This is a genomic window from Nocardia sp. NPDC047648, assembly GCF_040642815.1.
Taxonomy (GTDB): Bacteria; Actinomycetota; Actinomycetes; order Mycobacteriales; family Mycobacteriaceae; genus Nocardia; species Nocardia gamkensis.
The window spans coordinates 19,446-43,419 of sequence record NZ_JBEYSX010000016.1; the positions used below are offsets into that span (position 1 = coordinate 19,446).

Consider the following 23,974-nt stretch of genomic DNA (forward strand, 5'->3'; position numbering starts at 1 on the left):
GCGGGCCACGAGGTTCGTCGTCAGCGCAGGTCGCGCCTGCGGAACGCGGTGACGCCGACGGTCAGCAGGATCGCCGCGACCGCGAGCAGCCACAGCAACGGCAGCGCCTGGAATTCGGCGCCGGGCACCTTCGGTGGGTGGACGAACGGCACCAGATCCACCATCCATTGCGGCAGCCCGTCCAGCGAGCCCACGAAGAAGATCACCACCATGGCGCTGAGCACGCCCCAGGCGACCGGGGCGAAGCGCGGTGCGACACCGTAGAGCGCGACCGCGATGCCCGTGACGACCCAGACCGCGGGCACCTGCACGGCGGCGGCGCCGATCGATTGCCCGAGTTTCGTGCCGAGGTCACCGCCGGTGGCGCCGTACACGATGCCGATCGCCATGCCGGAGACCAGCAGTGCCGCGGCGGGCCCGAGCAGCGCGAAGCCGATGTGGCTCAGCGCGTAGCGGACGCGGCCGACCGCACCGGACAGCGTCGCCTCGACCCGGGCGCTGGTCTCCTCGTCGTGCAGCCGCAGGGCGGCGGAGATCGAGTAGGCGGAGGCCGCCGCGGCCAGCATGGTGATCGCGTAGGTGATGAACGACTGCTGGAGCTGCTGGGAGCCGCCCATCCGGGTGACCATGTCGCGGATCGACGCGCTGCCGTCGAGCATGTCGCCGACGCTGTTGACCGCGCCGCCGATCAGCAGGCCGTAGAGGGCGAAGCCGACCGTCCACGCCAGCAGGGTGCCGCGCTGCAATCGCCAGGCCAATCCGAACGGGCCGGACAGCGCGGGCGCCGCGGCCGGCGGCCCGGGACGTTCGGCGATGAGCCCCGAACCGATGTCGCGATTGCCGAGCAACGCGTACGCCAGCGCGGTGCCCGCCACGGCGAGGACGGCGAAGGGCAGCAGCACCCACCATCGTTCGTCGGCGTACGGGCGGATCTGCAACGACCATCCGATCGGCGAGAACCAGGACAGCACACCGTTTCCGGCGTCGCCGACCGCCCGCAAGGCGAACGCGGCGCCGAGGGCGCCGAAGGCTACGCCGCGCGCCACTCGCGCACCGGCGCTCACCTGAGCGGCGACCGCGGCGATCGCCGCCCAGACGATGCCCGACGCCGCCAGCGCGGCGCCGAAGGCCACCGATCCCGCGCCGGGCAGGTCGGCGGCATACAGCGCCAGCGCGCACACGATCCCGGCGAGCACCGCCCCGGCGTAGGTCATGATCAGGGTGGCGGTGAGACCGGCGAAACGCCCGATACTGGTGGCGCCCACCAGTTCCGCGCGCCCGGTCTCCTCCTCGACGCGGGTGTGCCGGATCACCGTGAGTACCGTGGCGATGGCGATCATGGTGTACATGGCGCCGGCTTTCCAGGTGCCGATCGAGCCGAGCGCCGAGCTGAACACCGGCCCGTACATGGCGATCAGCGCGGGGCTGTCGGCCGTGGTGCGCGCGAAGCTGTCCAAGGACGCCTGGTTGTCGTACAAGCCCTTGATACTGGCCACCTGGAACGCGGGCATCAGACCGATGAGCAGCGTCCACAGCGGCAGCACGATCCGGTCGCGGCGCAGGTACAGCCGCAGCAACCGCCCGGTCCCCGCGAAGTCGCGGGAGACGCCGAGCGGCGGCGCCGCCGCGGCGCGCCCGGCGATGGCGGTGGTCATGCTCGCACCTTCTCCCCGGTGGCCGCGGCGGACTCGGCGTCGTGGCCGTCGACGTGGTAGTGCCGCAGGAACAGCTCCTCGAGCGTCGGCGGCGTGCTGGTCAGGCTGCGCACGCCCGCGTCGCCGAGCACCCGGATCAGCTCGCCCAAGTGCTCGTTGTCGACCTGGCAGCGCAGCGTGTGGTCGTCGAGTTCGATGTCCTCCACGCCGGGGATGCGGCTCAGATCTCCCGCGTCGCCGATCAATTCGGCGGTGATCGACGTGCGCGACAGGTGGCGCAGGTCCGACAGCGACCCGCTCTCCACCGTGCGCCCGGCGCGGATGATGGTCACCCGGTCGCACAGCGCCTCGACCTCGGACAAGATGTGGCTCGACAGCAGGACCGTCGCGCCGCGCTCGCGCGCCTCGTGCACACACTCCCGGAAGACCTGCTCCATCAGCGGGTCCAGACCCGAGGTCGGCTCGTCGAGCAGCAGCAGCCGCGCGCCGGAGGCCAGCGCCGCGACCAGCGCGACCTTCTGGCGGTTGCCCTTGGAGTAGGTGCGCGCCTTCTTGCGCGGGTCGAGGTCGAAGCGCTCGATCAGCTCGTCCCTGCGTTTCTCGTCGAGACCGCCGCGCATCCGGGAGAGCAGATCGATGGTCTCCCCGCCCGACAGCGACGGCCACAGCGTCACATCGCCCGGCACATAAGCCAATTCGCGATGCAGGGCGACCGCGTCGGCCCACGGGTCGCGCCCGAACAGCCTGGCTTGCCCGCCCGTGGCGCGCAGGATGCCGAGTAGCACCCGGATGGTGGTGGACTTGCCCGCGCCGTTGGGGCCGAGGAAGCCGTGGATCTCGCCCTCGGTGACCGTGAGGTCGAGGCCGTCCAGCGCGGTGACGTGACCGAAAGTCTTGCGGAGACCGCGGACTTCGATAATGTCGGACATCACTTCTCCTTGGTGAATGTGTCCAAGATCGTGGGATCGGTAATCAGCCCTTGGGTGTAGAACTCCAGGGCCGGTGGGGTGAGTTCTTCGGTGAGTTCGCGAATCGCCTTGCGATAGTCGATCTTCTCGTCGCGGTGCTGGCGCATCTGCATGTACAGCATGGTCGCGCCGACGTTCAGCATCATCAGGTAGCGGGCGCGCGCCGCGGGATCGCGGCTCGGCTTGATCCTGCCCGCTTCGACCGCCTTCTCGAGATAGCCCTCGGCATCTGCGGTCATGTGCTCGAACAACGATTCCGCCATCGGTCCGCCCGCCTGCAGGCTGCGCACCATATAGGCGACCAGCGGCGCGTACGACTCGACCTCCGCCAGGGCGTCGAGCATGCCCGCCTTCATGGACGATGCGGTGATCGCCTTGACCTTCTCGTCGCGGATCAGCTGCAGGACTCGGTCGTCGCAGGCGGCGCGCAGGCCGTCCTTGGAACCGAAGTGATGGTTGACCAACCCGGGCGAGACGCCGGCGGCGGCGGCGATCTTGCGGACCCCGACTTGGAATCCGTGCTCGCCGAACACCTCGATCGCGGTATCGCGAATGCGGGCCGCGGTGGTCAGATCCTCGGCGGATCCTTGCGGAACGGGCTGTTGGTTAAACACATGTTCAGTATATTAAACGCGTGTTCAACGGTCTAGCAAGACCCTCTCCCGGAGTTGTCGCGCATCACGGTTTGCCGCCGGTCTACCGGGCTATCGTCGAGACATGACTAGCGGCACGGCAACGACGGCGGACCACCTACGCGCGGCACTCGACGGACCCTGGGCGGCCGTCCGGGACGAAGCCCGGACCCTGCTGGCCGGGGAGGAGTTCTCCGGCGACCCCTACCTCGACTACAAGGCCGCGCGAGCGCGGGTGCTCGAGCAGATGAAGGCGATCTCCACCATGGGGTTCGCCGAGCGCGGGTTCCGCCGGGAGAACGGCGGTACCAGTGAGCCGGGCGCCGCGGTGGTCGGGCTGGAGATGCTGGCGTACGCCGATCTGTCGCTGTGGGTGAAATCGGGGGTGCAGTGGGGACTGTTCGGTGGCGCGGTGGAGAACCTCGGCACCGAACGGCACCGCGAGTACATCGAGCGCTTGATCTCGCTGGATTTGCTCGGCTGCTTCGCCATGACCGAGTCCGGGCACGGCAGCGACGTCGCGAACCTGGAGACCACGGCCACCTACGACCCGCAGACCCAGGAGTTCGTCGTGCACTCGCCGACGCCGTCGGCCCGTAAGGACTACATCGGCGGCGCGGCCGAACACGCGCGGATGGCCGCGGTGTTCGCGCAGCTGATCACGCTCGGCGAGAACAAGGGCGTGCACTGCCTGCTGGTGCCGATCCGCGACGAGAACGGCGCCGACCTGCCCGGCGTGACCACCTACGACGACGGCCTCAAAGGCGGCCTGCCCGGCGTGGACAACGGGCGCATCGTCTTCGACCAGGTGCGGGTGCCCCGGGAGAATCTGCTCAACCGCTATGCCGACGTCGCCCCGGACGGCACCTACAGCTCCGAGATCGAGAACCCGAGCCGCCGGTTCTTCACCACGCTCGGCACCCTGGTGCGCGGGCGGGTCAGCGTCGGCGGTGCGGCGGCAGCCGGCGCGCGGGTCGCGCTGAGCATCGCGGTGCGCTACGCCCTGCAACGCAGGCAGTTCTCCGACCCCGACACGGGAGTGGAGACCGTGCTGCTGGACTACCGCAGCCATCAGCGCAGGCTGCTGCCGTTGGTCGCCAAGTCCTACGCCCTCGCGTTCGCGCAGAACGACCTGGTGCGCCGGATGCATCTGGTGCAGACCGGCCAGAACCTCGAGGAGGGCGCGCAGCGCGCACTGGAGAAGCGCGCCGCGGGACTGAAGGTCGCGCAGACCAACCACGCCACCCGCGCCATCCAGGAGTGCCGCGAAGCGTGCGGCGGCGCGGGCTATCTCACGGAGAACCGGCTGGTCACGTTGAAGGCCGACACCGACGTCTTCACCACCTTCGAGGGCGACAATATCGTGCTCACCCAGCTGGTGGCCAAGGAACTGCTCACCTCCTACGCCGACGAGGTGCGCGACCTGGACGCGCTGGGCTGGGTTCGCTTCGCCGCTACCATGGCCGGTGACGTGGTGCGCAAGCGGTCCGGCGTGCGCCAGCTCATCCAGACCCTGCGCGACCGGGGAGACGACTCCATCGACGAGGGCGACCTGTCCCGCCGGGTGGTGCAGTTGCAGTTGTTCGCCGACCGCGAGGACTACCTGGTCCGGACGGCGGCGCACCGGCTGCGCGCCAGGGCCGAGGAGACCGGTCCGTTCGAGGCGTTCAACAACGCCCAGGACCACATCCTGGCCGCGGGCGCGGCGCACATCGACCGCCTGGTGCTCGAGGCGTTCATCGAGGGCATCTCCGATATCGAGGACCCCGAGGCGCGCGAAATCGCCGACTGGATGTGTGACCTGTTCGTCTACTCCACCATCGAGGAGAACCAGGCCTGGTACATCATGCACCGGTTCATGTCGGTGGACCGGGCCAAGGCCGTGCGCCGTGGCGTGAACGAGCTGGTCGACCGGCTGCGTCCGCACGCGCTGACCCTGGTCGAGGCCATGGGGGTGCCGGAGTCGATGCTGCGCGCGGCCATGCTCGACGACGCGAGCGTCTTCGAGCGGAACCAGCCGATCTCGGCGTCTTCGTAGCGGCTGCCACGATCGGCCGCCGCCCGCGCGCGGCCGATCAGCCCGGCCCGTACGTCGTCAAGGCGGTGACCAGGAACCACACCACCCAGACGAAGCCGACCACCATGCCGATGGCCAGGAGGGTGCGCATCACCGCGCGCCCGAAGTCGAGGTCACCGCTCTCGCGTGGATACAACTTCCACGGGCTGTACCAGGGAGCCCGGATGGTGTACCGGGACGCCTGCGCCTCTCGTTCGGCCTGCGCGAGTTCCTCCGCGTAGGCCTCGGCCTGCGCCTGGTTGGGGCCGCCGTGCCAGAGCGTGATGTCGATCGGGCCGAGGAAGCCCTCGTTGATCAGTTCCTGCGGTGCGGGGAGGTAGGGCAGGATGCCGAGCCCGCGGAACGCGACGGCGACGTCGTTGGCCGTCCAGAGGTGTTTCTCCTCGGCGGCGAGCGCGTCGAAGTAGTGCCGGAGCCGGCCGGGATCGTCGCCGATGATCACGTCGAAACTCGGATCGGCCCAGCGCTGTTCGAGCTGGAGCTGGGCGCCGGGCAACGTGACGAGCAGCGCGACGCCGTGCACCACGCGCTGTCCGAGACCGCGGGCGGCCAGCCATTCCTGCAGCGCGAAGGTGTGCTCGCGGGACTTGTCCAGCGGTGTGCGGCGGTCGCGGCTCTCCGTCGCGATCGGCTCGCCGCCGATGCTCCACGGCCCGTTCAGCGGGACCTCGAGCACACCGTCCTGGCGGGCGACGAGCGCGTCGGCCTCGATCACCACGCAGCTGGTCGGTGTCCAGATCACGGCATCGAACTGGTGCAGCCGATCCTTGTGGAACAGGCTGCAGGTGATCGTCGCGACACCGTGCGGACTCGCGGAGTCCTTCCAGGTGCGCAGCCAATCGATCAGCGCGCGCTCGGCATTGGTGCCTGCGGCGTTCTGGACTCGCACGAGCATTGGCGGCCACCCTTCACGTCGACACTCGACAGAGGACAGGATACGAGGTGCCGCAACGGGTTCGCCGCGCCCACGCCGCGCGAACGGCGTGTCGGGTGCACGCCCCGGCTGGAGGCGCTACTCCGGTTCCGCTGCGTCCACCCGGCCGGTCCGCACGGCCTCGACCAGTTCGGCATGGTCGGCCTCCGTGCGGTCGGCGTAGCGCACCGCGAACGCGGCCACCGCCTCGTCGAAGCGCTCGTCACCGTCCAGATAGCCCGATAACAAGCGCGGATCCAGCGAGCGGGAATGGGCCCTGGCCAGCAGTGCGCCCGCCAGCCGCCCGTAGTCGTCCAGATCGGTCGCAGGCAGCTCGGCGGGATCGATGCTGCCCTTCAGGTTGCGGAATTGCCGGACGATGAAAGGCAATTCGGCGCCGTCAGCGGCCGGGGCGAGCGAGGTCCAGCCGAGCAGGATGTCGGATTCGGATTGAACGAGCCGCGCCCCCTGCACGATTCGCTCTCCCTCGTGGCGCACGGCATGGGACGGCAGGAACGGGGCGAGTGCCGCCGTGGCGGCCTGCTTCACCTGGAGGACCAGCGCTTCGCCGTCGTTGCCGTGCAGCAGCGCGAGGTAGCTGTGCAAGCCGACGCTCCCTGTCCCGACGATCCGGAACGCGATGTCCGACACCGCGAATCGGGTCAGCAGGGTGCGCCGCGACTCGGGCAGGGTGTCGGCGTAGCGCTCCAGCCCGCCGATCACCGCCGCCGCGACGTGCTCGTCCACCGGGGTGAGGATCGGGGGATCGCTGAGGAAGCGGTGCTTGCGGATGCCGGTCTGATGATCCTCCAGGTGCTCGGTCCACTTCGCCACCACCTTGGCGCTGGTGTTCTTGCGTGCCTTCTTGGCCGCCTTCTTGAAGTCGTCGAGCAAGGCGTTGGCCTTGGCGCGGGTGATCACCGACTCGTCGGGAAGCGCGCACCAGGACGTCATGAACGGCATCGCGGCCAGCTCGTCCACGGCCAGGCGGTAGGAGCGGGCGGCGTCGCGCGCCGCGGTGCGGCACTCGTCTTCGTCGGCGCCCGCTTCGCGTCCGGCCAGCACCAAACTGGCCGCAAGCCGCTCCAGATCCCACTCCCACGGGCCGGGCACGGTCTCGTCGAAATCGTTGATGTCCATGATGATCTCGCCGCGCGCGGTGCCGTACAGGCCGAAGTTCGCCGCGTGCGCGTCACCGCACAACTGGGCGCTGAGACCACTGTCCGGGCCACCCGCCAGATCGGCCGCCATCAGACCAGCCGCGCCCCGGTAGAAGGTGAACGGCGAAGCGATCATCCGCCCGATCCGCAGCGGTATCAGGTGCGCCAGCCGGCCTGCGTTGCTCGCCTCGACGAAGTCGAGCACACCCGGCCGCCGCACGCTGGTCGCCTCCCGGTCCCGTGCGATGACCGGAACCCGCTGACGCAGCGCGCGTCCGCGGGCGCGGACCTCCTCCGCGGGCACGTAGGAGCGCAGATCGATACCACTGTCCGACACAACGGCTCACGCTAGCCGGAACCGGCCGTTCACGCTGCGTGGCCTCGCCCTCATCGCGCCGTGACGCCGGGTGGCGCAGGCTCGATCGGCAGCCGCAGCGCGCCCGGCGCCGCCGCGGGCACCGTGGGATGCGCCGGGGGCACCGCAGCGATGCGCCGGTAGGGCGAACCCAGTTCCGGCCTGGGGTCGGGCTCGTCGCGGTTGGGCCAGTACGCCATGGCGCGCTCGGCCTGCGCGGTGATCGTCAGCGACGGGTTCACGCCGAGATTGGCGGTCACCGCCGAACCGTCCGCCACATGCAGGCCGGGATGGCCGTAGACGCGCTGATACGGGTCCACCACGCCGGTCCCCGGGCTGTCGCCGATCACGCATCCGCCGATGTAGTGGGCCGTGGCGGGGATGTCGAACACATCCATGATCAGCCCGTGGGTGTCGCCGTCGACCTTGGCGCCGAACCGTCTGCCGATGTCGTGGGCCAGCGGGATCCAGGTCGGGTTCGGCTCGCCGGTGCCCTGCCTGGTCCGCAGCCGCCCGCGCTTGCGGAACGAGGTCAGCGAGTTGTCCAGCGACTGCATGATCAGCAGGATCACCGACTTCTCCGAGGCGTGCCGCGCGTCGAGACTGCGCAGGAACACCAGCGGATGCAGCACGATCGCCAGCAGGAACCGCAGGAAGCGGAACGCCCCGCCGTCCACGATGGGCACCGACATCGGGAACAGCGCGTTCTGGCCTTTGCCGTAGTGACACACCTCGACGTGGGTATCGGGCTCCGGGTGGATCGAGGAGGTGATCGCGATGCCCTCGGCGAAATCGCGGCGGGCGCGGCTGACCACGTTGAGGATGGCCTCGGAGTTGCTGCGGGTCAGTTCGCCCAGCCGGGGCGACAGGTGCGCCAGCACGCCGTCGTCGCGCATCTTGTGCAGCAGCTTCTGCGTGCCGAGCGCGGCGCCGGCGAACACGACCTGCTCGGCGGTGAAGGTTCTGCGCTGCTTGCGGATCCAGCGGTCGGAGCGCTGGGTCTCGACGGCGTACCCGCCGCCGGGCAGCGGTCGCACCGCGGTGGCCGTGGTGAGCGGATGAATTTGCGCCCCGGCCTGTTCGGCCAGGTGGAGATAGTTGGTCGTGGTGGTGTTCTTGGCGTTGTGCGGGCAGCCGGTGAAGCAGCGCGCGCAGTGCACACAGCCGGTGCGGCGCGGGCCCGCGCCGCCGAAATAGGGGTCGTCGACCTCGGTGCCGGGAGCGCTCTCGTTGAAGAACACCCCGACCTCGGTCGGGTGGTAGGTGTCGGCAACGCCGAGATCCTCGGCGATCTCCCGGATCACCTCGTCGGCCGGGGTGGTGCGCGGGTTGGACGCCACGCCGAGCATGCGCTTGGCCTGGTCGTAGTACGGGGCCAGCTCCGCGCGCCAGTCGGTGATGTGCGCCCACTGCCGGTCGGTATAGAAGTTCGGCAGCGGTTCGTAGAGCGTGTTCCCGTAGATCAGCGAGCCGCCGCCGACCCCGGCGCCGGAGAACACGGCGCACTTGCCGAGCAGGCTGATCCGCTGCGGTCCGGTCAGGCCGAGGCGCGGGGCCCAGATCGACTTGCGGACATTCCAATTGGTGCGCGGGATGTCCTCGGCGTTCCAGCGGCGGCCTGCCTCGAGCACGCCCACCCGGTAGCCCTTCTCGGTGAGCCGCAGCGCGCTGACGCTGCCGCCGAAACCGGAACCGATCACCACCACGTCGTAGTCGAATGCGGACATGACTTCCTCTCGCTCACCGGCCACACGATGAGAAATATTTCGAATCATTCTGTCACCGGCGCGCTGTGGCGGAAACCATCCTCGCATGCGCCTGCCGCGGCAATATCCGGAAATTCGGCGCAGGGAGATGGCGAGGATCGGGGCCGGTGGGGTATGCACGGGTCGTGACAACCGAATCGGGCACCGCCCAACCGGAGGAACGCGCCGCAGGCGGCGTGCGGGGCGTCTTCGCCGATCGCGTCCTGACCGTGCCGAACGTGCTGAGCGTGCTGCGCCTGCTCGGCGTTCCGCTGTTCCTGTGGTTGCTGCTGATCGCGCGGGCCGATGGCTGGGCGTTCGCGCTCCTGATCGCCAGCGGCGTCACCGACTTCCTGGACGGCAAGCTCGCCCGGCTGCTCGATCAGTCCTCACGACTGGGGGCGCTGCTGGATCCGTTCGTCGACCGGCTCTATCTGGTCACCACGCTGGCGGCCTTCGTGATCCGCGGCCTGATGCCGTGGTGGGTGGCCGCGATACTGGTCGGGCGCGACCTCGTGCTCACCGCGACGCTCTCGGTGTACAAACGCCGCGAACTGCCCCCGCCGGAGGTGATCTACCTCGGTAAGGCGGCCACCTTCGCGCTGATGTCCGCGCTGCCCTGGCTGCTGGCGGGGGAGATGGACTGGGCCGCCGACGGTTTCGGGCGGGCCTTCGGCGCGGCCTTGCTGATCTGGGGCACCGCGGTCTACGTCTGGACCGGCGTGCTCTATACCGGTAGAGCCATCGCGGTCGCAAGAGCGATACCGGCTGTGGGGCACCGCGCGGCGTAGCCGATAGAGTTTGCGTGCAACGTTCAAACGAAAGGACGGCCTGTGACCCAGACCCCCGACGATCTGCGCTACACCGAGGAGCACGAGTGGGTACGCCGGATCACACCGACCCGGGTGCGGGTGGGCATCACCGACTACGCCCAGTCTCAACTCGGTGACGTTGTGTTCGTGCAGCTGCCCGAGGCGGACGCGGATGTGGCCGCCGCGGACAGCATCGCGGAGGTCGAGTCGACCAAGAGCGTGTCCGACATCTACGCGCCGCTGAGCGCGAAAGTGGTTGCGGTCAACGACTTGCTGAACTCGGAGCCGGAGACGTTGAACACCGATCCCTACGGTGACGGATGGCTGTTCGAGTTGGAGGTGGGTGATGCGGCGAGTCTCGACGCGACACTCGGTGAACTGCTGGATGCCGCAGGTTATCAAGGAGTTATCGGGGGCTGAAGCAGCCTTCCCAGTTCTACCTGCACGGGTGCGGCCCGGCAGGGTACGGTCAATGCCAACAGATGCACCCGGCGGTTGTGCCGGGAATCTAGGGACTCGACGGCAGGTCGTGATGCCAGAGGTATCACCTGCTTGCATGGATAATCAGGTTCGAGGAGGAGAGAAACGGTGAGCGAGAACAAAGACCCGGGTTACGGGGAGACCGCGGCCGAGACGACGTCGGTCTTCCGCGCGGATTTCCTGAACGAGGTCGACGCGTCGCGCTCCGGAGAGCCGACCGGCGAGCAGCCGGTCCAAGGGGTCGAGGGTCTGCCCGTTGGCGCGGCCCTCCTGGTCGTCAAGCGCGGCCCGAACGCGGGCTCGCGGTTCCTGCTGGATCAGCCGACCACGTCGGCGGGGCGCCACCCCGACAGTGACATCTTTCTCGACGACGTCACCGTCAGCCGTCGGCACGCCGAGTTCCGTCAGGACGACGATTCGTTCCAGGTCGTCGATGTGGGCAGCCTCAACGGCACGTATGTGAACCGGGAGCCGGTGGACTCCTCGGAACTGCAGAACGGTGACGAGGTGCAGATCGGCAAGTTCCGGCTGGTGTTCCTCACCGGACCGCGCGCCCAGGTGTCGGACTCGTCGGCGGGCGCGGGGAGTCTATGACGGCGTCGGCGCCGGGTCGCGCGCTCATGAAAGGCTCGGAGTCATGAAGGACCCGGCGCTGTGACCGGTGCGGCGCAGTGGGCACGCGGAGGAATGTCGATCGGCTCCGTGCTCGACCTGCTGCGTCCCGACTTTCCCGATGTCACCATTTCCAAGATCCGCTTCCTGGAAGCGGAAGGCCTGATCCGGCCGGAGCGGACGCCCTCGGGCTACCGCAGGTTCTCCGTGGCGGATGTGGAACGGCTCCGGTTCGTGCTGACCGCGCAACGCGATCAGTACCTGCCGTTGAAGGTGATCAAGGAACAGCTCGAGGCAATCGACAGCGGTGCGGCGACGCTCGGTGTGCGGGAAGCCCGCGCCCGAGCGCACTCCGTCCGCACCGGGGCGCCGGAGCCCGCACACGCCGCGGCGGACGCCGACCAGGCCGCGCCGGGTTCCGAACGTGAGGCGCGCCCGGTGGCCGCGCCTCGGCGGCTCGGTGTCGTGCCGAGCGAGGTCTCCCCGGATGATCTGCGGTTCGATCACGAAATCCGGGTCACCCGGGCGGATCTGCTCGACCAGGCCGGGATCGAGGAGCGGTTCCTCAACGACCTCATCCGGGCCAACCTGATCACGCCCGGCCCGGCGGGGTACTTCGACGCGGACGCGGTCACGCTGGCCAAGACGGCCCGGGCGATGGCCGAATTCGGTTTGGAGGCACGGCATCTGCGTGCGTTCAAGCTCGCCGCCGACCGGGAGGCCGCGCTCGTGGCACAGATCGTCGCCCCTATCGCGAAGAGCCGGGACGCCGGGGCACGCGCCCGTGCGGAAGAGACGGTGCGGGAACTGGCCGCGCTGTCGCTGACCCTGCACACCTGTCTGGTGAAGTCCTCGGTCCGGGGCTCGCTCGGGGGCTGACCTCCGGGCGTGCTCCGGGTCCGGAGGTTTCGGCGATCCAACACGGTGATTTCGGCTGTGCAGACGGATCGCTGGACCGGTGCGGGTTCGCCTAGACTCGTGGTACGGCGAGCTCTGCAGCGGTCATGCCGGGCCGGCGGCGAGTATGGGAGGCAGTGCGATGAGCGAAATGCGCGTGATCGGCATCCGTGTCGAGCAGCCACAGAACCAGCCCGTGCTGTTGCTCCGCGAAGTGGCGGGCGATCGGTATCTGCCGATCTGGATCGGGCAAGCCGAGGCGACGGCGATCGTGCTCGAGCAGGAGGGGGTGACTCCGATCCGCCCGCTGACGCACGACCTGATCAAGATCCTGATCACCGAGCTGGGGCACACCCTCAAGGAGGTGCGCATCGTGGATCTGCAGGAGGGCACGTTCTACGCCGACCTGGTCTTCGAGAACGATCTGCGGATTTCGGCGCGGCCGTCGGATTCGGTTGCGATCGCCTTGCGGGTGGGTTGCCCGATCCATGCCGAGGAGTCGGTTCTCGAGGAAGCCGGCCTGGTGATGCCGGACGAGCGCGAGGACGAGGTGGAGAAGTTCAAGGAGTTTCTCGAGTCGGTGTCCCCCGACGACTTCAAGGCGACCGATAGCTGAAGTAGAGGTCGAGACTTTTTCCGCGCGTCGCGTTTGGCTCGATGACGCCGCTCCCTGGACAATCGTGGGGAGTAATCTCGACAGTTGGGCCACGACCGTTTCGGCCGAATCCGCACCGATTCGGTCGGTGACGGAGCCGGGTCATCGATGAGGCTGGGAATGCGTCGGCGAAGCAAGGGAGTGGTCAGTGGCAGAGCAATCGCAGGATGTGGTACAGCCAGGCCTGTTCCCCGACGATTCGGTACCTGACGATCTGGTCGGCTATCGCGTTCCCAGTGCGTGCCAGGTAGCCGGAATCACCTATCGGCAGCTCGACTACTGGGCTCGCACCGGTCTGGTGGTGCCGTCCATCCGGAGTGCGGCGGGCTCGGGGAGTCAGCGGCTGTACTCGTTCAAGGACATCCTCGTCCTGAAGATCGTGAAGCGACTGCTCGACGCGGGCATCTCGCTGCAGAACATCCGGATAGCCGTCGACCATCTGCGCAGCCGCGGCGTGCAGGACCTGGCGGGGATCACCCTCTTCTCCGACGGCACCTCGGTCTACGAGTGCACCTCGGCCGAGGAGGTGGTGGATTTACTGCAGGGTGGGCAGGGGGTCTTCGGGATCGCCGTCAGCGGCGCCATGCGTGAGCTCACCGGCGCCATCGCCAATTTCCCGGCGGAGCGCGCGGCGGCGATCACCGAGCGTCCGGAGGACGAGCTGTCATTCCGTCGGAAGGCGCGGATGAACCGCAAGACGGGCTAGAATTCGCCAGGTCAGCGCGGAAACGCAGGAACAACGCTTTCACGGCCGGGTAAGGCGTGCAGCCTCCCGGCCGTGTTGGTGACACGCCGTCGGCGGCGGGAGAAGGGGCCGGGGCGGCAGCGAGAGGGGGGCGCCGTGCGTGCACGGGACATCACCGGGCTCGTCGGGCCGATCGGCCGGATCGAGGCGTTTCCGACCGTCGACGAACTCGACGAGTTCGCCGACGCGCTCGCCGCGGATCACCCGGATCGGATCTCGATCACCGAACTGGGACGCTCCCGCGGCGGTGATCCGATTCGCGAGGTGACGGTCGGATCGGGCGAGCAGCACATCCTGGTGTTCGGCAACCCGCACCCGAACGAGCCCATCGGCATGGCCACGATTCGCCACCTGCTCGGCCGGATGGCCGCGGACGAGGCGGTGACCGTCGGTGCCACGTGGCACTTCCTGCTGTGCGTCGACCCGGACGGGACGCGGTTGAACGAAGGGTGGTTCGCCGGGCCGCACACCAGGACCGGCGTCGCGCGCGGCTTCTACCGGCCGCCCGCGGCCGAGCAACCGGAATGGTGCTTCCCGGCCGAGTGGCGCGGCAGACGCGTCGGGGTGCCGCTCCCGGAGACGAAGGCGATGATGTCGCTGATCGACCGCACCCGGCCCGTGCTGATCGCCTCTTTGCACAACGCGGAATTCGGCGGCGGGTTCTTCTACACCTCCGGCGGTGACCCCGAGTACTGGTCGGCGCTGACCGCTCTGCTGGCCGCCGCCGAAGTGCCGATCTACCAGGGCGAGCCCGACGCGCCGGGCGCGCGTGCGCTGGCGCCCGGCGTCTTCGAACTGCCGCCGTTCGAGGCGATGGCCGATCTGCTCGCGGCACAGGGTCTGGACTCGGTCGCCGCGCTGGGCGGGGGAGGCTGCCGGGACTACGCGGCGCGCTACGGCACGGCGATCCTGGTCTGCGAATTGCCGCTCTGGGTCGACCCGCGCATCGGCGACGGCTCGGCGGGCGACCGCGTGCTGGGTGACCTGCTCGATGCCACCGCCGCCGACTATCGGGCCATGGCCGAGGTCGCCGCCGAGGTGCTGGCCCGCCTCGACGGCCGGTTGAGCGGCCGCAGCCCGTTCGAGCGGTCGGTGCGTGCGCTGGTCGCCGGATTGCCCGGGCTGGCGGTGAGCAGACAGGCTGTGCCGGAACGCAACCGGATCGCGACCAGGGGCGAGATCTTCGTCGAGCGCTACGACTGGACCGCGATGCTGCGCCTGCGGCTGGGCGGCATGTTGCTGCGCCTGCTGGAGGAGGAATACGCCCGCGATGGCGCGCCGGTGCTGGCCGTCGAGCGCGACCGGTTCGCCGCGGTCTTCCAGCAGTGGTGCGCCGACGTGGAGCAGAACGCGCCGGGCGCCGTGGTGCCGCTGGACCGTCTGGTGGGTATCCAGGCCGAGTCCATCCTGCTTGCCGCGATGAGGGTGCGCGCGGGCTTGGCCGTCTGACGGTCGCTCCCGTTCGAGTGACCAGAACGACACGGTTCACGCGGGGTCCCGGGGCGCGCTCCGGCGTGGCGTCGGCATAAACTGACCGTGCGTCGCCGCCGTGCGGGAGAGTCTCGATCTCGAAAAGAGTCCGAGCGCCGAAGGAGCAGCACCTCCCCGTCAATCTCTCAGGCAAAAGGACCGTGCGGGCTTCGGCGCCTCTGGAAAGCGGTGGCTTCGAGCCGCCCGCCCATGGGGAAAGGGGCTCGGCCACCGGTCGCGGTACCCGAATCTCTCAGGCGCCACGACAGAGGGGGAGGGCCGGTACCCGTCGACCGCGTGGTCGACCCCGCCCGACCTTGGGAGCTGTTGTGACTCGCTCATTCGCCGACCGCCATATCGGACCCGACCGGGCCGAAGTGGCCGGGATCCTGGACGTCGTCGGCGTGCCGTCGCTGGACGAACTGGCTGCCGCGGCGCTGCCCGCGAGCATCCTGGACGGCGACGGACTGGCCGGGCTGCCCGCCGCGTCCTCCGAGCACGAGGTACTCGCCGAACTCGCCGGACTCGCGGCATCGAACACCGTGGCCACCTCGATGATCGGGCTCGGCTACTACGACACACTGACCCCGCCGGTGCTGGTGCGCAACCTTTTGGAGAATCCGGCCTGGTACACCGCGTACACGCCCTATCAGCCGGAGATCAGCCAGGGCAGGCTGGAGGCGCTGCTCAACTTCCAGACCATGGTGTCGGAGCTGACCGGCATGGACGTCGCCAACGCGTCGATGCTGGACGAGGCGACCGCCGCCGCCGAGGCGATGACGTTGCTGCGTCGGGCGAGCAAGGTGAAGTCCGGCAGGCTGTTGATCGACACCGACCTGTTCCCGCAGACCAGGACGGTGCTCTACACCAGGGCCGAGCCGCTCGGCCTGGAGATCGTGGAGGCCGACTTGTCCACCGGCGAACTGCCCGAAGGGGAGTTCTTCGGTGTGCTGGCGCAATCGCCCGGAGCCTCCGGTCGCGTCGTGGACCGCACCGGACTGATCGCGGCGGCGCACGAACGCGGCGCGCTCGTGGCGATCGGCGCCGACCTGCTGGCCATGACCCTGATCACGCCGCCCGGTGAGCAGGGCGCCGACGTGTGCTTCGGCACCACGCAGCGCTTCGGCGTCCCGCTCGGCTTCGGTGGCCCGCACGCCGGATACCTCGCGGTGCGGCAGGCGCAGGCCCGTCAGCTGCCCGGCCGCCTGGTCGGGGTCTCGGTGGACGCGGACGGCGCGGTCGCCTACCGGCTCGCCTTGCAGACTCGCGAGCAGCACATCCGCCGGGAGAAGGCGACCTCCAACATCTGCACCGCGCAGGTGCTGTTGGCCATCGTGGCCGCGATGTACGCCTCCTACCACGGCGCCGACGGGCTACGGGCGATCGCTCGCCGGGTACACGGGCACGCCGCGGCGATCGCGGCCGGGCTGGACGGCGCGGTCGTGCACGACAGTTTCTTCGACACGGTGCTCGCGCACGTGCCCGGCGGTGCGGAAGCCGTCGTGGCGAAAGCGAAGTCGCGCGGCATCAATCTGCGGTTGGTCGACGTCGACCACGTCGGCATCGCCTGCGACGAGGCGACCACCGACGCGCATGTCGCGGCCGTGCTCGAATCCTTCGGTACCGCGATGTCGGCCGAGCCGGGAACGGCCGCGCCGGTCGCGGCGATCGAGAACCGCGCCTCGGAGTTCCTCACCCACTCCGCGTTCACGAAGTACCACACCGAGACGGCGATGCTGCGGTATCTGCGCACGCTGTCCGACAAGGACATCGCGTTGGACCGCAGCATGATCCCGCTCGGCTCGTGCACGATGAAGCTGAACGCCACCGCGGAGATGGAGGCCATCACCTGGCCGGGTTTCGCGCGCGTGCATCCCTACGCGCCGGTCGAGGACGCGCCCGGTCTGCTACGGGTGATCGCGGATCTGGAACGCTGGTTGTCGGACATCACCGGCTACGACTCGGTGAGCCTGCAGCCCAACGCCGGCAGCCAGGGCGAGTACGCCGGGCTGCTGGCGATCCGCCGCTACCATCTCGACCGCGGTGACACCCACCGCGACACCTGCCTCATCCCGTCCAGCGCGCACGGCACCAACGCGGCCTCGGCGGCGATGGCCGGGCTGCGCGTGGAGGTGGTGAAGTGCCGCGCCAACGGCGACGTCGACCTGGACGACCTGCGCGCCAAGATCGCCGATCACGCCGATCGCCTGGCCTGCATCATGATCACCTATCCGTCCACCCACGGCGTCTACGAGCACGAGGTCGCCGAGTTGTGCGCGCTGGTGCACGACGCGGGCGGTCAGGTCTACGTGGACGGCGCCAACCTGAATGCCCTGGTCGGTCTCGCGCGGCCGGGCCGGTTCGGCGGCGACGTGAGCCACTTGAATCTGCACAAGACGTTCTGTATCCCGCACGGCGGCGGTGGCCCCGGCGTCGGCCCGGTCGCGGTGCGCGCGCACCTGGCGCGATATCTCCCCGGCGATCCGCTGGAGACGGGCTCCCACGCGGTGTCGGCGGCGAAGTACGGCTCGGCCTCCATCCTGCCGATCACCTGGGCCTACATTCGCATGATGGGCGCCGACGGGCTGCGCCGCGCCTCGCTGACGGCGATCGCCTCGGCGAACTACATCGCGCGCCGGCTCGACGAGTATTTCCCGGTGCTCTACACCGGTGAGCACGGCATGGTGGCCCACGAGTGCATCCTGGACCTCCGCGAGATCACCAAACAGACCGGCGTCACCGTCGACGATGTGGCCAAACGCCTGGCGGACTACGGTTTCCATGCGCCGACCATGAGCTTCCCGGTGGCCGGCACGTTGATGGTGGAACCCACCGAGAGCGAAAACCTCGCCGAGCTGGACGATTTCATCGAGGCGATGATCTCCATCCGCGCGGAGATCGACCAGGTCGCCGCGGGTGTGTGGCCGGTGACCGACAACCCGCTGCGCGGCGCGCCGCACACCGCGGCGTCGCTGGTGGGCGATTGGGAGCACCCCTACAGCCGGGAAGTCGCCGTATATCCGCGGGGTCTCGGGCATGCCCGCGCGAAGGTGTGGCCGCCGGTGCGCCGGATCGACGGCGCCTACGGCGACCGCAACCTCGTGTGCGCCTGCCCGCCGCTCGAGGCGTACGCGGGCTGAACCTCGGCCCGGCCTCGCCGTCATGCCGCGGCGGCCGCTTTCGCGTAACTGTTCGCCAAGTCCGGCCAACCGCCCGCACTGCCGACAGCGTCGTGCATGGATTCCCAGCCCGGTCCGTGCTTCTCGAAACCGGAGTGCACCAGCGTGACGGCGGTGCGATCGGGAGCGATGGCCGAAAAAGTGACGTCGACGCGGCTGGCGCGTTCCGGATCGGTCTCCTGCTTCCAGTTCAGGCCGATCTCCCAGGAGAACGCGAAGTGGCTGGGCGGCTGCCAGACCAGGACCGTTCCCCACGGGCATTCGGTGCCGTCCTCCTCGCGGCCGAGGCAGCGGCCGCCCACGCGCGGCTCGATCACCTCCTCGGCGAGCCGGCCGGTGCCGATGTGGTGCTCACGCGGCCACCAGCGGTCGATTCCGGTGGTGAATACCTCGTACGCGGTCTCGATCGGTGCGTCGACGACGAGTTCGACTCGCACGTCATTGTCGTTGACCTGTTGTGTCATGACTGTTCCTCCTTGCAGGCTCGTTGTTCGGCGGCCCGCCGGTTCGCCTCGTCCTGGAAGGCCGACATCGCGGTCGTCCAGAAGTGCGTGAAGTACGCGCGCAGCGCGTCGATACCGGTGGGATTCAAGCGGTAGACCCGGCGCGTGCCGACCGCCTCGTGGGTCACCAAACCGGCCTGTTCCAGCACTTTGAGGTGCTGGGACACGGCGGGCCTGCTCACCGGAAGGCCCTCGGCGAGCTGTCCTACCGCGCACGGCCCTTTGCCGAGGCGTTCGAAGATCGCCCGCCTCGTCGGATCGCCCAGTGCGTCGAGGGCTGCATCTCGGTAAGTACCCACGAACCGTAAGTCTAGACTTACTGATACTCGCTGTCGAGCGCTTCGAGTGAGGTGACCTGCGGGTTGGGCCGGAGCTGCCGGGGTGTGCGCGGCTACGGCGTGGTGAGCGCTTTGACGACGGCGTTGCCGAAGCCGATGTCGTCGGAAGTGGACGGGCGGGTGTAGCTGCCGCCGGTCTGCTGGGCCAGGGCTTGGAGTGTCTGGGTGCCGCTGCCGCCGAGCACGATCACGTCGATGCGCACAGGGCGGGCGCGGTCGATGGCGGCGGTGATGTCGGCGGCCAGTTGGGTGCCGGTGACCGTGGAATCGTCGTCGGGTCCGTCGGTGATCAACAGCACCGAGTTGGTGCGGCCGGGCGTGTACCCGGCGACCGCGCTCTTGTACGCCGCGATCAGGGACGGATAAGCCTGGTCGGACCGGTTCTCATCCGGGCGCACCGAACCGAGCGCAGTGGTGATCTTCGTCCGCTGCTCGGCGGTCAGCGGCGCGGTGGCGGCCGCCACCCGGTACGGGGTGTTGCCGTCGAGGTTCTTGCCGAAGGTCCACACACCGAGGCCGAAGTCGGGCGGCATGACCGTCATGGTGGAGTTCAGCGCGGCGAGGACGTTCGCCAATCGCGTGGTGGAGCCCTCGGCGGTCCCCATCGACGCGGAGACGTCGACCAGGACCGTCGAGCGCACGCCGAGGACGGGATTCGCCAGCGTGGCGCGCACCTTGTCGAGCGCGCCGCGCGGCGGGACGGCGGCCGCGGCGGGCGGCGCACTGCCGAAGCCCGCCGCGACGAAGGCCTGCGCCTGCTCGGGCTTGCGCAAGTAGTCGGTGAACCGTCCGGCGATGAGGTTCTGCGTCTTGTCCACCCAAGCGCCGGACATCAGCGCGGCCGGGTAGTCGGCCACCGGCGCCGACCCGGCGGGATGGAACGCGGCAACACCGGCCACGCCCTTGAGTTGCTGTTCGGTAGCAGCTATGGCGTGCAGTGGCGCTTCCTGACCGGTGAGTCGCGCGGGCACCGTCGCGGCGTCGGGTGTTTCGGGCGCGTCGGCGGCGAGCCCGGAGATCGCGGCGATCACCTGGCCGGACTGCGCCGCCTGTTCGCTGAGCGGCTCGGCTCCCGAGACCGCGGTCCCGACCGCCGTGGCCGCGGCCAGCGTGGCGTCCCCCGAGGGCAGCGCCATGCGCAGCCCGCCCCATCCGTCCAGACCGATCTCCCCGAGCGATCCCTGCTGCAACCTCGGCAGATCCGCCCAGGACACGTCGGCCTGCTCCAGTGCGCGACGCAGCTCCTCCGGTACCGCGAGCACGATCGGGCTGGCGGCGATGGGCACCGGCGCGCCCTCGATCAGGCCGGGGACCCGCATGGATTCGATGGAGCGGGTCGAATCGGCGATCCACAGCGCCGGTTGCGGGCCGAGCGCCTGGTCCCACGGCTTGCCGCTGGTGAACGCGGCGACGATCGCGGAAGATGGCTGCGCGGTCACGCTGACCCGCGCGCAGTGGTCGCGTACTTTCGGCTGGGTGGCGTTGTAGCTGTCCGCGGCGGCGCGCACCTGCGCCGCGATGCTGGGATCGGCCGTCACCCAGAGCGTCGCGGGGCCCTCCACGCATTCGGCCGCCGCCGCGCTGTCCTGATCCGCCGCGCGATCGCGCAACTGGAACCAGCCGACGACGATCGCGGCCAGTAACGCAACGGCGACCACTGCGATAACCGGACCTTTGCTGATGCCTCGGGACCTGGTTCCGCTGCGATGAGTGCCCACGGCGCCCAGTGTATGGTCACCGGCGCCGGACGAAGTCGGCGAGGCTTCTCCCGACCGGCACGAGGGGCACGGCAGTCCGCCGTCGCACCGGAAAGGCGCGACGGCGCGACCTCAGTGGCGGATCACGCGCCCGCGGTCGAACTCGTGCCCGCCCCAGACGCCGGACTGCCCGGTGCGCGCGGCGAATTCGCCACACGCTTCCCGGATCGGGCAGCGGGCGCAGACTTCGCGCGCGTAGTCGAAGTCTTGCGACGGGTACGGGAACCAGGCTTCGTGGTTCGGGTCGCCGCGGCAGGCCGCCCGGTGCCACCCTCGGGAGTCCGAGAGCGGGAGCAGGTCGGTCAGGGTCAACTCCGCGACGGCGGTGGTCTCGGTGCGCGTCATCGCGTTCTTCTCCTTTCTCGGGTCGCGGTCAGGTCGCGGCGAGTTGTCTCCAGATCCGGCGCTGTCGCCTGACCTGATGGGTGGGGGCCTTCGGCTCCCAGAGCAGGCGCATGCCCGCCTCCTGCGGGGTGCGGTCGGCCTTGGCCGTGTTGCACGGTGCGCAACAGGCCACGAGGTTGCTCCACGTGTTGGGCCCGCCCCGCGATCGCGGGCGGATGTGGTCGACGGTGCGCGCCAACCCGGCGCAGTAGCCGCACCGGTTGCGGTCGCGGCGCAGCACGCCGGCCGGCGTGGCCCTGCTCTCGTCGTGCGCCGGAACGGCGTGTTCCAGGTAGACGTAGCGCAGCAGCCGAATCGTCTGCGGCAGAGCGATTTCCACGTGCCGTGACCGAATCGGGAAGTGCGGCTCGCGCTCGGCCACCGATTCCGCGGCTCCGGCGACCAGCAGCACCACGGCCCGGTCGGCCTTGATCTCGTCGAGCGCCTCGTAGGAGGCGTTCAGGACGAGGACCCCGGTGTGTATCCAGTTGTCGGCGGTGATCGCCGCCTGATCGGCGGCACGGCGGAACATCATGGGAATCACCATGTTTCGTGCGGAATGAAGCGGGGAGAGGAATGCGGCGGTCAGCCGGCGATCTGGAGGCGGCTGACGTCCGGTTCGCCGTGCGATGCGCGCAACGGCCTGCCGAACGCATCGCCCGCGGCCGCCGATCGCGCCGCCCTGGTCCGCATTCGCTTCGTCGTTTCCGGATTCACTGCCGCCCCTCCTCTCCACTGCTCGGCGACCACCTCGAGGCGGTGGCCGGTGTCGAAACACATGGTGGCACAGCGCACCCGCCGTTGTCGGGTCATTTTTCGGCGCTGCGGCCCACGGGCCGGGGTCAGGCCGGTCGCAGTTCGGCCGCGCCGAAGGAGACGTTGAACCGGTCGCACCAGATCGCGACGCTGGTCAGCTGGGCCAGGTCGGCATCGGCGGGGACGGGGTAGTTCTGGTTGCCCTGATTGCCCTTGAGCTTGCCCAGGTCGGCGTGGACGCCGTCGTCGAAGACGAACCATCCGTCGCGGCCCTCGCGCACCGGCGCGTCGGTGAGCCAGACGTGCAGGTCGGGGCCGTCGGAGGTGTCGAGGTTCTCCACGCGCAGCACCCTGCTGCCGTCGGGCAGCCGCAAGACCACGACGGCGCCCGAGGTGGTGTGCTCGTGCGAGACGAACGTGCCCCGGGCGATGGCCTGCGGCTGCGCTTGCGTGCCCCCCGGACCGGGCGCAGCGGTGACCGACGGCGCCGCCTCCTGCACGGTGGTATCGGTGAACAGCCGCCACGGCTGGAACACGGCCAGTCCTACGCCCAGCCCGACCACCAGCAGCACGGCGACGGCCCAGGTGATCGGCGATCGCGCGATTCCGCGTGCGGACACCATGGCTACTCCTCGGAGTGTCGTCGTATGGCCGGAAAGGCCGGTTCACCGCGCGAGGGTTCTCGCCCCCATCGATTATGGAGGCGAGTGGCGACGGCGTCGACGGAATGGACAGGCGTCATCCGATCGGGGACTGCCCGAGCAGGACACGGCCGGAGAAGTGGGTCTGCTTGGCTCGCGGCAACGGGTGGAACAGGCAGCCGTGCACGTCGCGATAACGCATCTCGAGTTCGCAGGTGCGGGAATATCCCGCTCCACCGGTGGTCTCGATCGCCAGGCGCACGGTGCGAACGAGCGCGTCCGCCGCGGCGGTCTTGCGGCTGAGCGTCCGGCTCGCGTACTGATCGGTGTTGGCGAAGCGCAGATTCTCCGAGGCGTTGAACATGGCGTCGACGAGGTCGCCCGCGGTGGTGTGCGCGGTGGCCAGCTCGCCGGCCAGCTGGACGGTCGGCGCGTCGGCGCGGCCCGCCGCCAGTGTGGTCGCGATCTCCACCGCGCCGTCGGCGATGCCTAGGTAGGCCGCCATCACCAGCGGCATCGCCGCGCCGAGCACGACGTTCAGCAGCGGCGGCCACACGGTGGCGGGGCGGGCCAGTGAGACCGCGGCGTCGGGCACAAACACGTCGTCGAGCACGACGGTGTGTGATCCGCTGGCGCGCAAACCCATGGTGTCCCAAGTCTTTTCGATCCGCACACCGGCGGCGGTGAACGGGATGGCGCAGTGCAGCACCTGCGGGCCGTCCGGTGCGGCGTCCCAGCGCACGCTGGTCACCAGGACGGTGCCCGCCTCGCATCCGCTGGCCGGCGCCTTGCGCGCGTGCACGCGGTAGCCGCCCTCGACCCGCTCGGCGCTGCCGTTGGAGCCGACCCAGTCGGAGGCGCCGGTACTGACCAGGATCGCGCCCGCGACCACCTTGGCGAACAGCGGCGCGGCGTCGATGCCGTGGTTGTGCCGCCACACCTGGGCGGCGACCAGGTGGGTGTGCATCGCGAAGGCGACCGCCGTGGAGGGGTCGTGGCGGCCCAGTTCCCGCAGGATCGCGCCCATTTCGCGGTGGGTGACCCCGCCACCGCCGAACTCGGCGGGTACGAGAGCCGCGGACAGCCCGCTGTCGCGCAGCAGGTCGAACGCGGCGAGGGAGATCTCGCCGGAGCGGTCGCGGGCGGCGACCTCGGGACGCAGGGTCTCGCCGACCCGGCGCGCGCGGGCGATCCAGTCCGTGGTGATGGTTTCTGTGATGGCAGGAGCTGTAGTGGTCAT

22 protein-coding genes and 1 riboswitch are annotated in these 23,974 nt (G+C 69.6%); of the genes, 9 read left to right on the forward strand and 13 right to left on the reverse strand.

What is annotated here, in order from left to right; all coding sequences use genetic code 11:
- Nucleotides 1–20: 20 nt before the first annotated feature.
- Genes ABZ803_RS28200 through ABZ803_RS28210 form a run of 3 tightly spaced genes read right to left on the reverse strand, consistent with a single transcriptional unit; the run spans nt 21 to nt 3,237 of the window.
- Nucleotides 21–1,655, reverse strand: coding sequence for an ABC transporter permease (locus ABZ803_RS28200; protein WP_357043831.1), 1,635 nt, complete (start codon nt 1,653–1,655; stop codon nt 21–23).
- The gene (locus ABZ803_RS28205; protein ID WP_357043833.1) at nt 1,652–2,584 is read right to left on the reverse strand and encodes an ABC transporter ATP-binding protein; all 933 of its coding nucleotides are present in this window, start codon (nt 2,582–2,584) and stop codon (nt 1,652–1,654) included. The genes ABZ803_RS28200 and ABZ803_RS28205 overlap by 4 nt, the downstream gene beginning before the upstream one ends.
- Nucleotides 2,584–3,237 (reverse strand): TetR family transcriptional regulator, encoded by a 654-nt coding sequence (locus ABZ803_RS28210; protein ID WP_062975583.1) that lies wholly within the window; start codon nt 3,235–3,237, stop codon nt 2,584–2,586. Before ABZ803_RS28210 ends, ABZ803_RS28205 begins: the two co-directional genes overlap by 1 nt.
- Before the next feature lie 103 nt (nt 3,238–3,340).
- On the opposite strand from ABZ803_RS28210, the gene ABZ803_RS28215 reads away from it, so the two are divergent.
- Nucleotides 3,341–5,293, forward strand: a complete 1,953-nt coding sequence (locus tag ABZ803_RS28215; protein ID WP_357043835.1) for an acyl-CoA dehydrogenase — start codon at nt 3,341–3,343, stop codon at nt 5,291–5,293.
- 37 nt (nt 5,294–5,330) lie between these two features.
- Here the strand turns inward: ABZ803_RS28215 and ABZ803_RS28220 are convergent, their stop codons facing one another.
- The 3 genes from ABZ803_RS28220 to ABZ803_RS28230 form a co-directional block, all read right to left on the reverse strand.
- Nucleotides 5,331–6,227, reverse strand: a complete 897-nt coding sequence (locus tag ABZ803_RS28220) for an NERD domain-containing protein (protein WP_357043837.1) — start codon at nt 6,225–6,227, stop codon at nt 5,331–5,333.
- Nucleotides 6,228–6,344: 117 nt separating this feature from the next.
- Nucleotides 6,345–7,742 (reverse strand): DUF2252 domain-containing protein, encoded by a 1,398-nt coding sequence (locus tag ABZ803_RS28225; protein WP_357043839.1) that lies wholly within the window; start codon nt 7,740–7,742, stop codon nt 6,345–6,347.
- A gap of 50 nt (nt 7,743–7,792) precedes the next feature.
- Nucleotides 7,793–9,487 carry a GMC family oxidoreductase gene (locus ABZ803_RS28230; RefSeq protein WP_357043841.1) on the reverse strand — a complete coding sequence of 565 codons (1,695 nt, stop codon included), beginning with the start codon at nt 9,485–9,487 and terminating at the stop codon, nt 7,793–7,795.
- 215 nt (nt 9,488–9,702) lie between these two features.
- Here ABZ803_RS28230 and ABZ803_RS28235 point away from each other — a divergent pair, with 215 nt between their 5' ends.
- The 8 genes from ABZ803_RS28235 to gcvP all read left to right on the forward strand — a co-directional run bounded on the left by ABZ803_RS28235 (nt 9,703) and on the right by gcvP (nt 18,316).
- Nucleotides 9,703–10,296 (forward strand): CDP-alcohol phosphatidyltransferase family protein, encoded by a 594-nt coding sequence (locus ABZ803_RS28235; RefSeq protein ID WP_357044106.1) that lies wholly within the window; start codon nt 9,703–9,705, stop codon nt 10,294–10,296.
- Nucleotides 10,297–10,338: 42 nt separating this feature from the next.
- Nucleotides 10,339–10,737, forward strand: a complete 399-nt coding sequence (gene gcvH, locus ABZ803_RS28240; RefSeq protein ID WP_357043843.1) for a glycine cleavage system protein GcvH — start codon at nt 10,339–10,341, stop codon at nt 10,735–10,737.
- 168 nt (nt 10,738–10,905) lie between these two features.
- Nucleotides 10,906–11,391 carry an FHA domain-containing protein gene (locus tag ABZ803_RS28245; RefSeq protein ID WP_040866480.1) on the forward strand — a complete coding sequence of 162 codons (486 nt, stop codon included), beginning with the start codon at nt 10,906–10,908 and terminating at the stop codon, nt 11,389–11,391.
- A gap of 93 nt (nt 11,392–11,484) precedes the next feature.
- On the forward strand, nt 11,485–12,288 hold the full coding sequence (locus ABZ803_RS28250) for a MerR family transcriptional regulator (RefSeq protein ID WP_357044108.1): 804 nt from the start codon (nt 11,485–11,487) through the stop codon (nt 12,286–12,288).
- Between the two features lie 160 nt (nt 12,289–12,448).
- Nucleotides 12,449–12,922, forward strand: coding sequence for a bifunctional nuclease family protein (locus ABZ803_RS28255; RefSeq protein ID WP_040866482.1), 474 nt, complete (start codon nt 12,449–12,451; stop codon nt 12,920–12,922).
- 187 nt (nt 12,923–13,109) lie between these two features.
- Complete coding sequence (locus tag ABZ803_RS28260) at nt 13,110–13,667, forward strand: MerR family transcriptional regulator (protein ID WP_040866483.1); 558 nt, start codon at nt 13,110–13,112, stop codon at nt 13,665–13,667.
- Nucleotides 13,668–13,802: 135 nt separating this feature from the next.
- A complete protein-coding gene (locus ABZ803_RS28265) occupies nt 13,803–15,155 on the forward strand; it encodes a M14 family zinc carboxypeptidase (protein ID WP_357043846.1) in 1,353 nt (450 codons plus the stop codon).
- A 93-nt stretch (nt 15,156–15,248) separates the two neighbouring features.
- A riboswitch (glycine riboswitch) is annotated at nt 15,249–15,348 on the forward strand.
- Nucleotides 15,349–15,505: 157 nt separating this feature from the next.
- A complete protein-coding gene (gene gcvP / locus ABZ803_RS28270; protein WP_357043848.1) occupies nt 15,506–18,316 on the forward strand; it encodes an aminomethyl-transferring glycine dehydrogenase in 2,811 nt (936 codons plus the stop codon).
- A 20-nt stretch (nt 18,317–18,336) separates the two neighbouring features.
- On the opposite strand, the gene ABZ803_RS28275 is transcribed toward gcvP, so the two are convergent.
- From ABZ803_RS28275 to ABZ803_RS28305, 7 genes are all read right to left on the reverse strand, one after another.
- Complete coding sequence (locus ABZ803_RS28275; RefSeq protein ID WP_357043850.1) at nt 18,337–18,819, reverse strand: SRPBCC family protein; 483 nt, start codon at nt 18,817–18,819, stop codon at nt 18,337–18,339.
- The gene (locus ABZ803_RS28280; RefSeq protein WP_357043851.1) at nt 18,816–19,157 is read right to left on the reverse strand and encodes a metalloregulator ArsR/SmtB family transcription factor; all 342 of its coding nucleotides are present in this window, start codon (nt 19,155–19,157) and stop codon (nt 18,816–18,818) included. Before ABZ803_RS28280 ends, ABZ803_RS28275 begins: the two co-directional genes overlap by 4 nt.
- A 92-nt stretch (nt 19,158–19,249) precedes the next feature.
- Complete coding sequence (locus tag ABZ803_RS28285; RefSeq protein WP_357043853.1) at nt 19,250–20,914, reverse strand: VWA domain-containing protein; 1,665 nt, start codon at nt 20,912–20,914, stop codon at nt 19,250–19,252.
- A 111-nt stretch (nt 20,915–21,025) separates the two neighbouring features.
- Nucleotides 21,026–21,298, reverse strand: a complete 273-nt coding sequence (locus ABZ803_RS28290) for a WhiB family transcriptional regulator (protein ID WP_357043855.1) — start codon at nt 21,296–21,298, stop codon at nt 21,026–21,028.
- A 28-nt stretch (nt 21,299–21,326) separates the two neighbouring features.
- Nucleotides 21,327–21,869, reverse strand: a complete 543-nt coding sequence (locus ABZ803_RS28295) for an HNH endonuclease (protein WP_357044110.1) — start codon at nt 21,867–21,869, stop codon at nt 21,327–21,329.
- 310 nt (nt 21,870–22,179) lie between these two features.
- Entirely contained in the window at nt 22,180–22,716 is a 537-nt protein-coding gene (locus tag ABZ803_RS28300) for a DM13 domain-containing protein (RefSeq protein WP_357043857.1), read from the reverse strand.
- Nucleotides 22,717–22,831: 115 nt separating this feature from the next.
- Complete coding sequence (locus tag ABZ803_RS28305) at nt 22,832–23,974, reverse strand: acyl-CoA dehydrogenase family protein (protein WP_357043859.1); 1,143 nt, start codon at nt 23,972–23,974, stop codon at nt 22,832–22,834.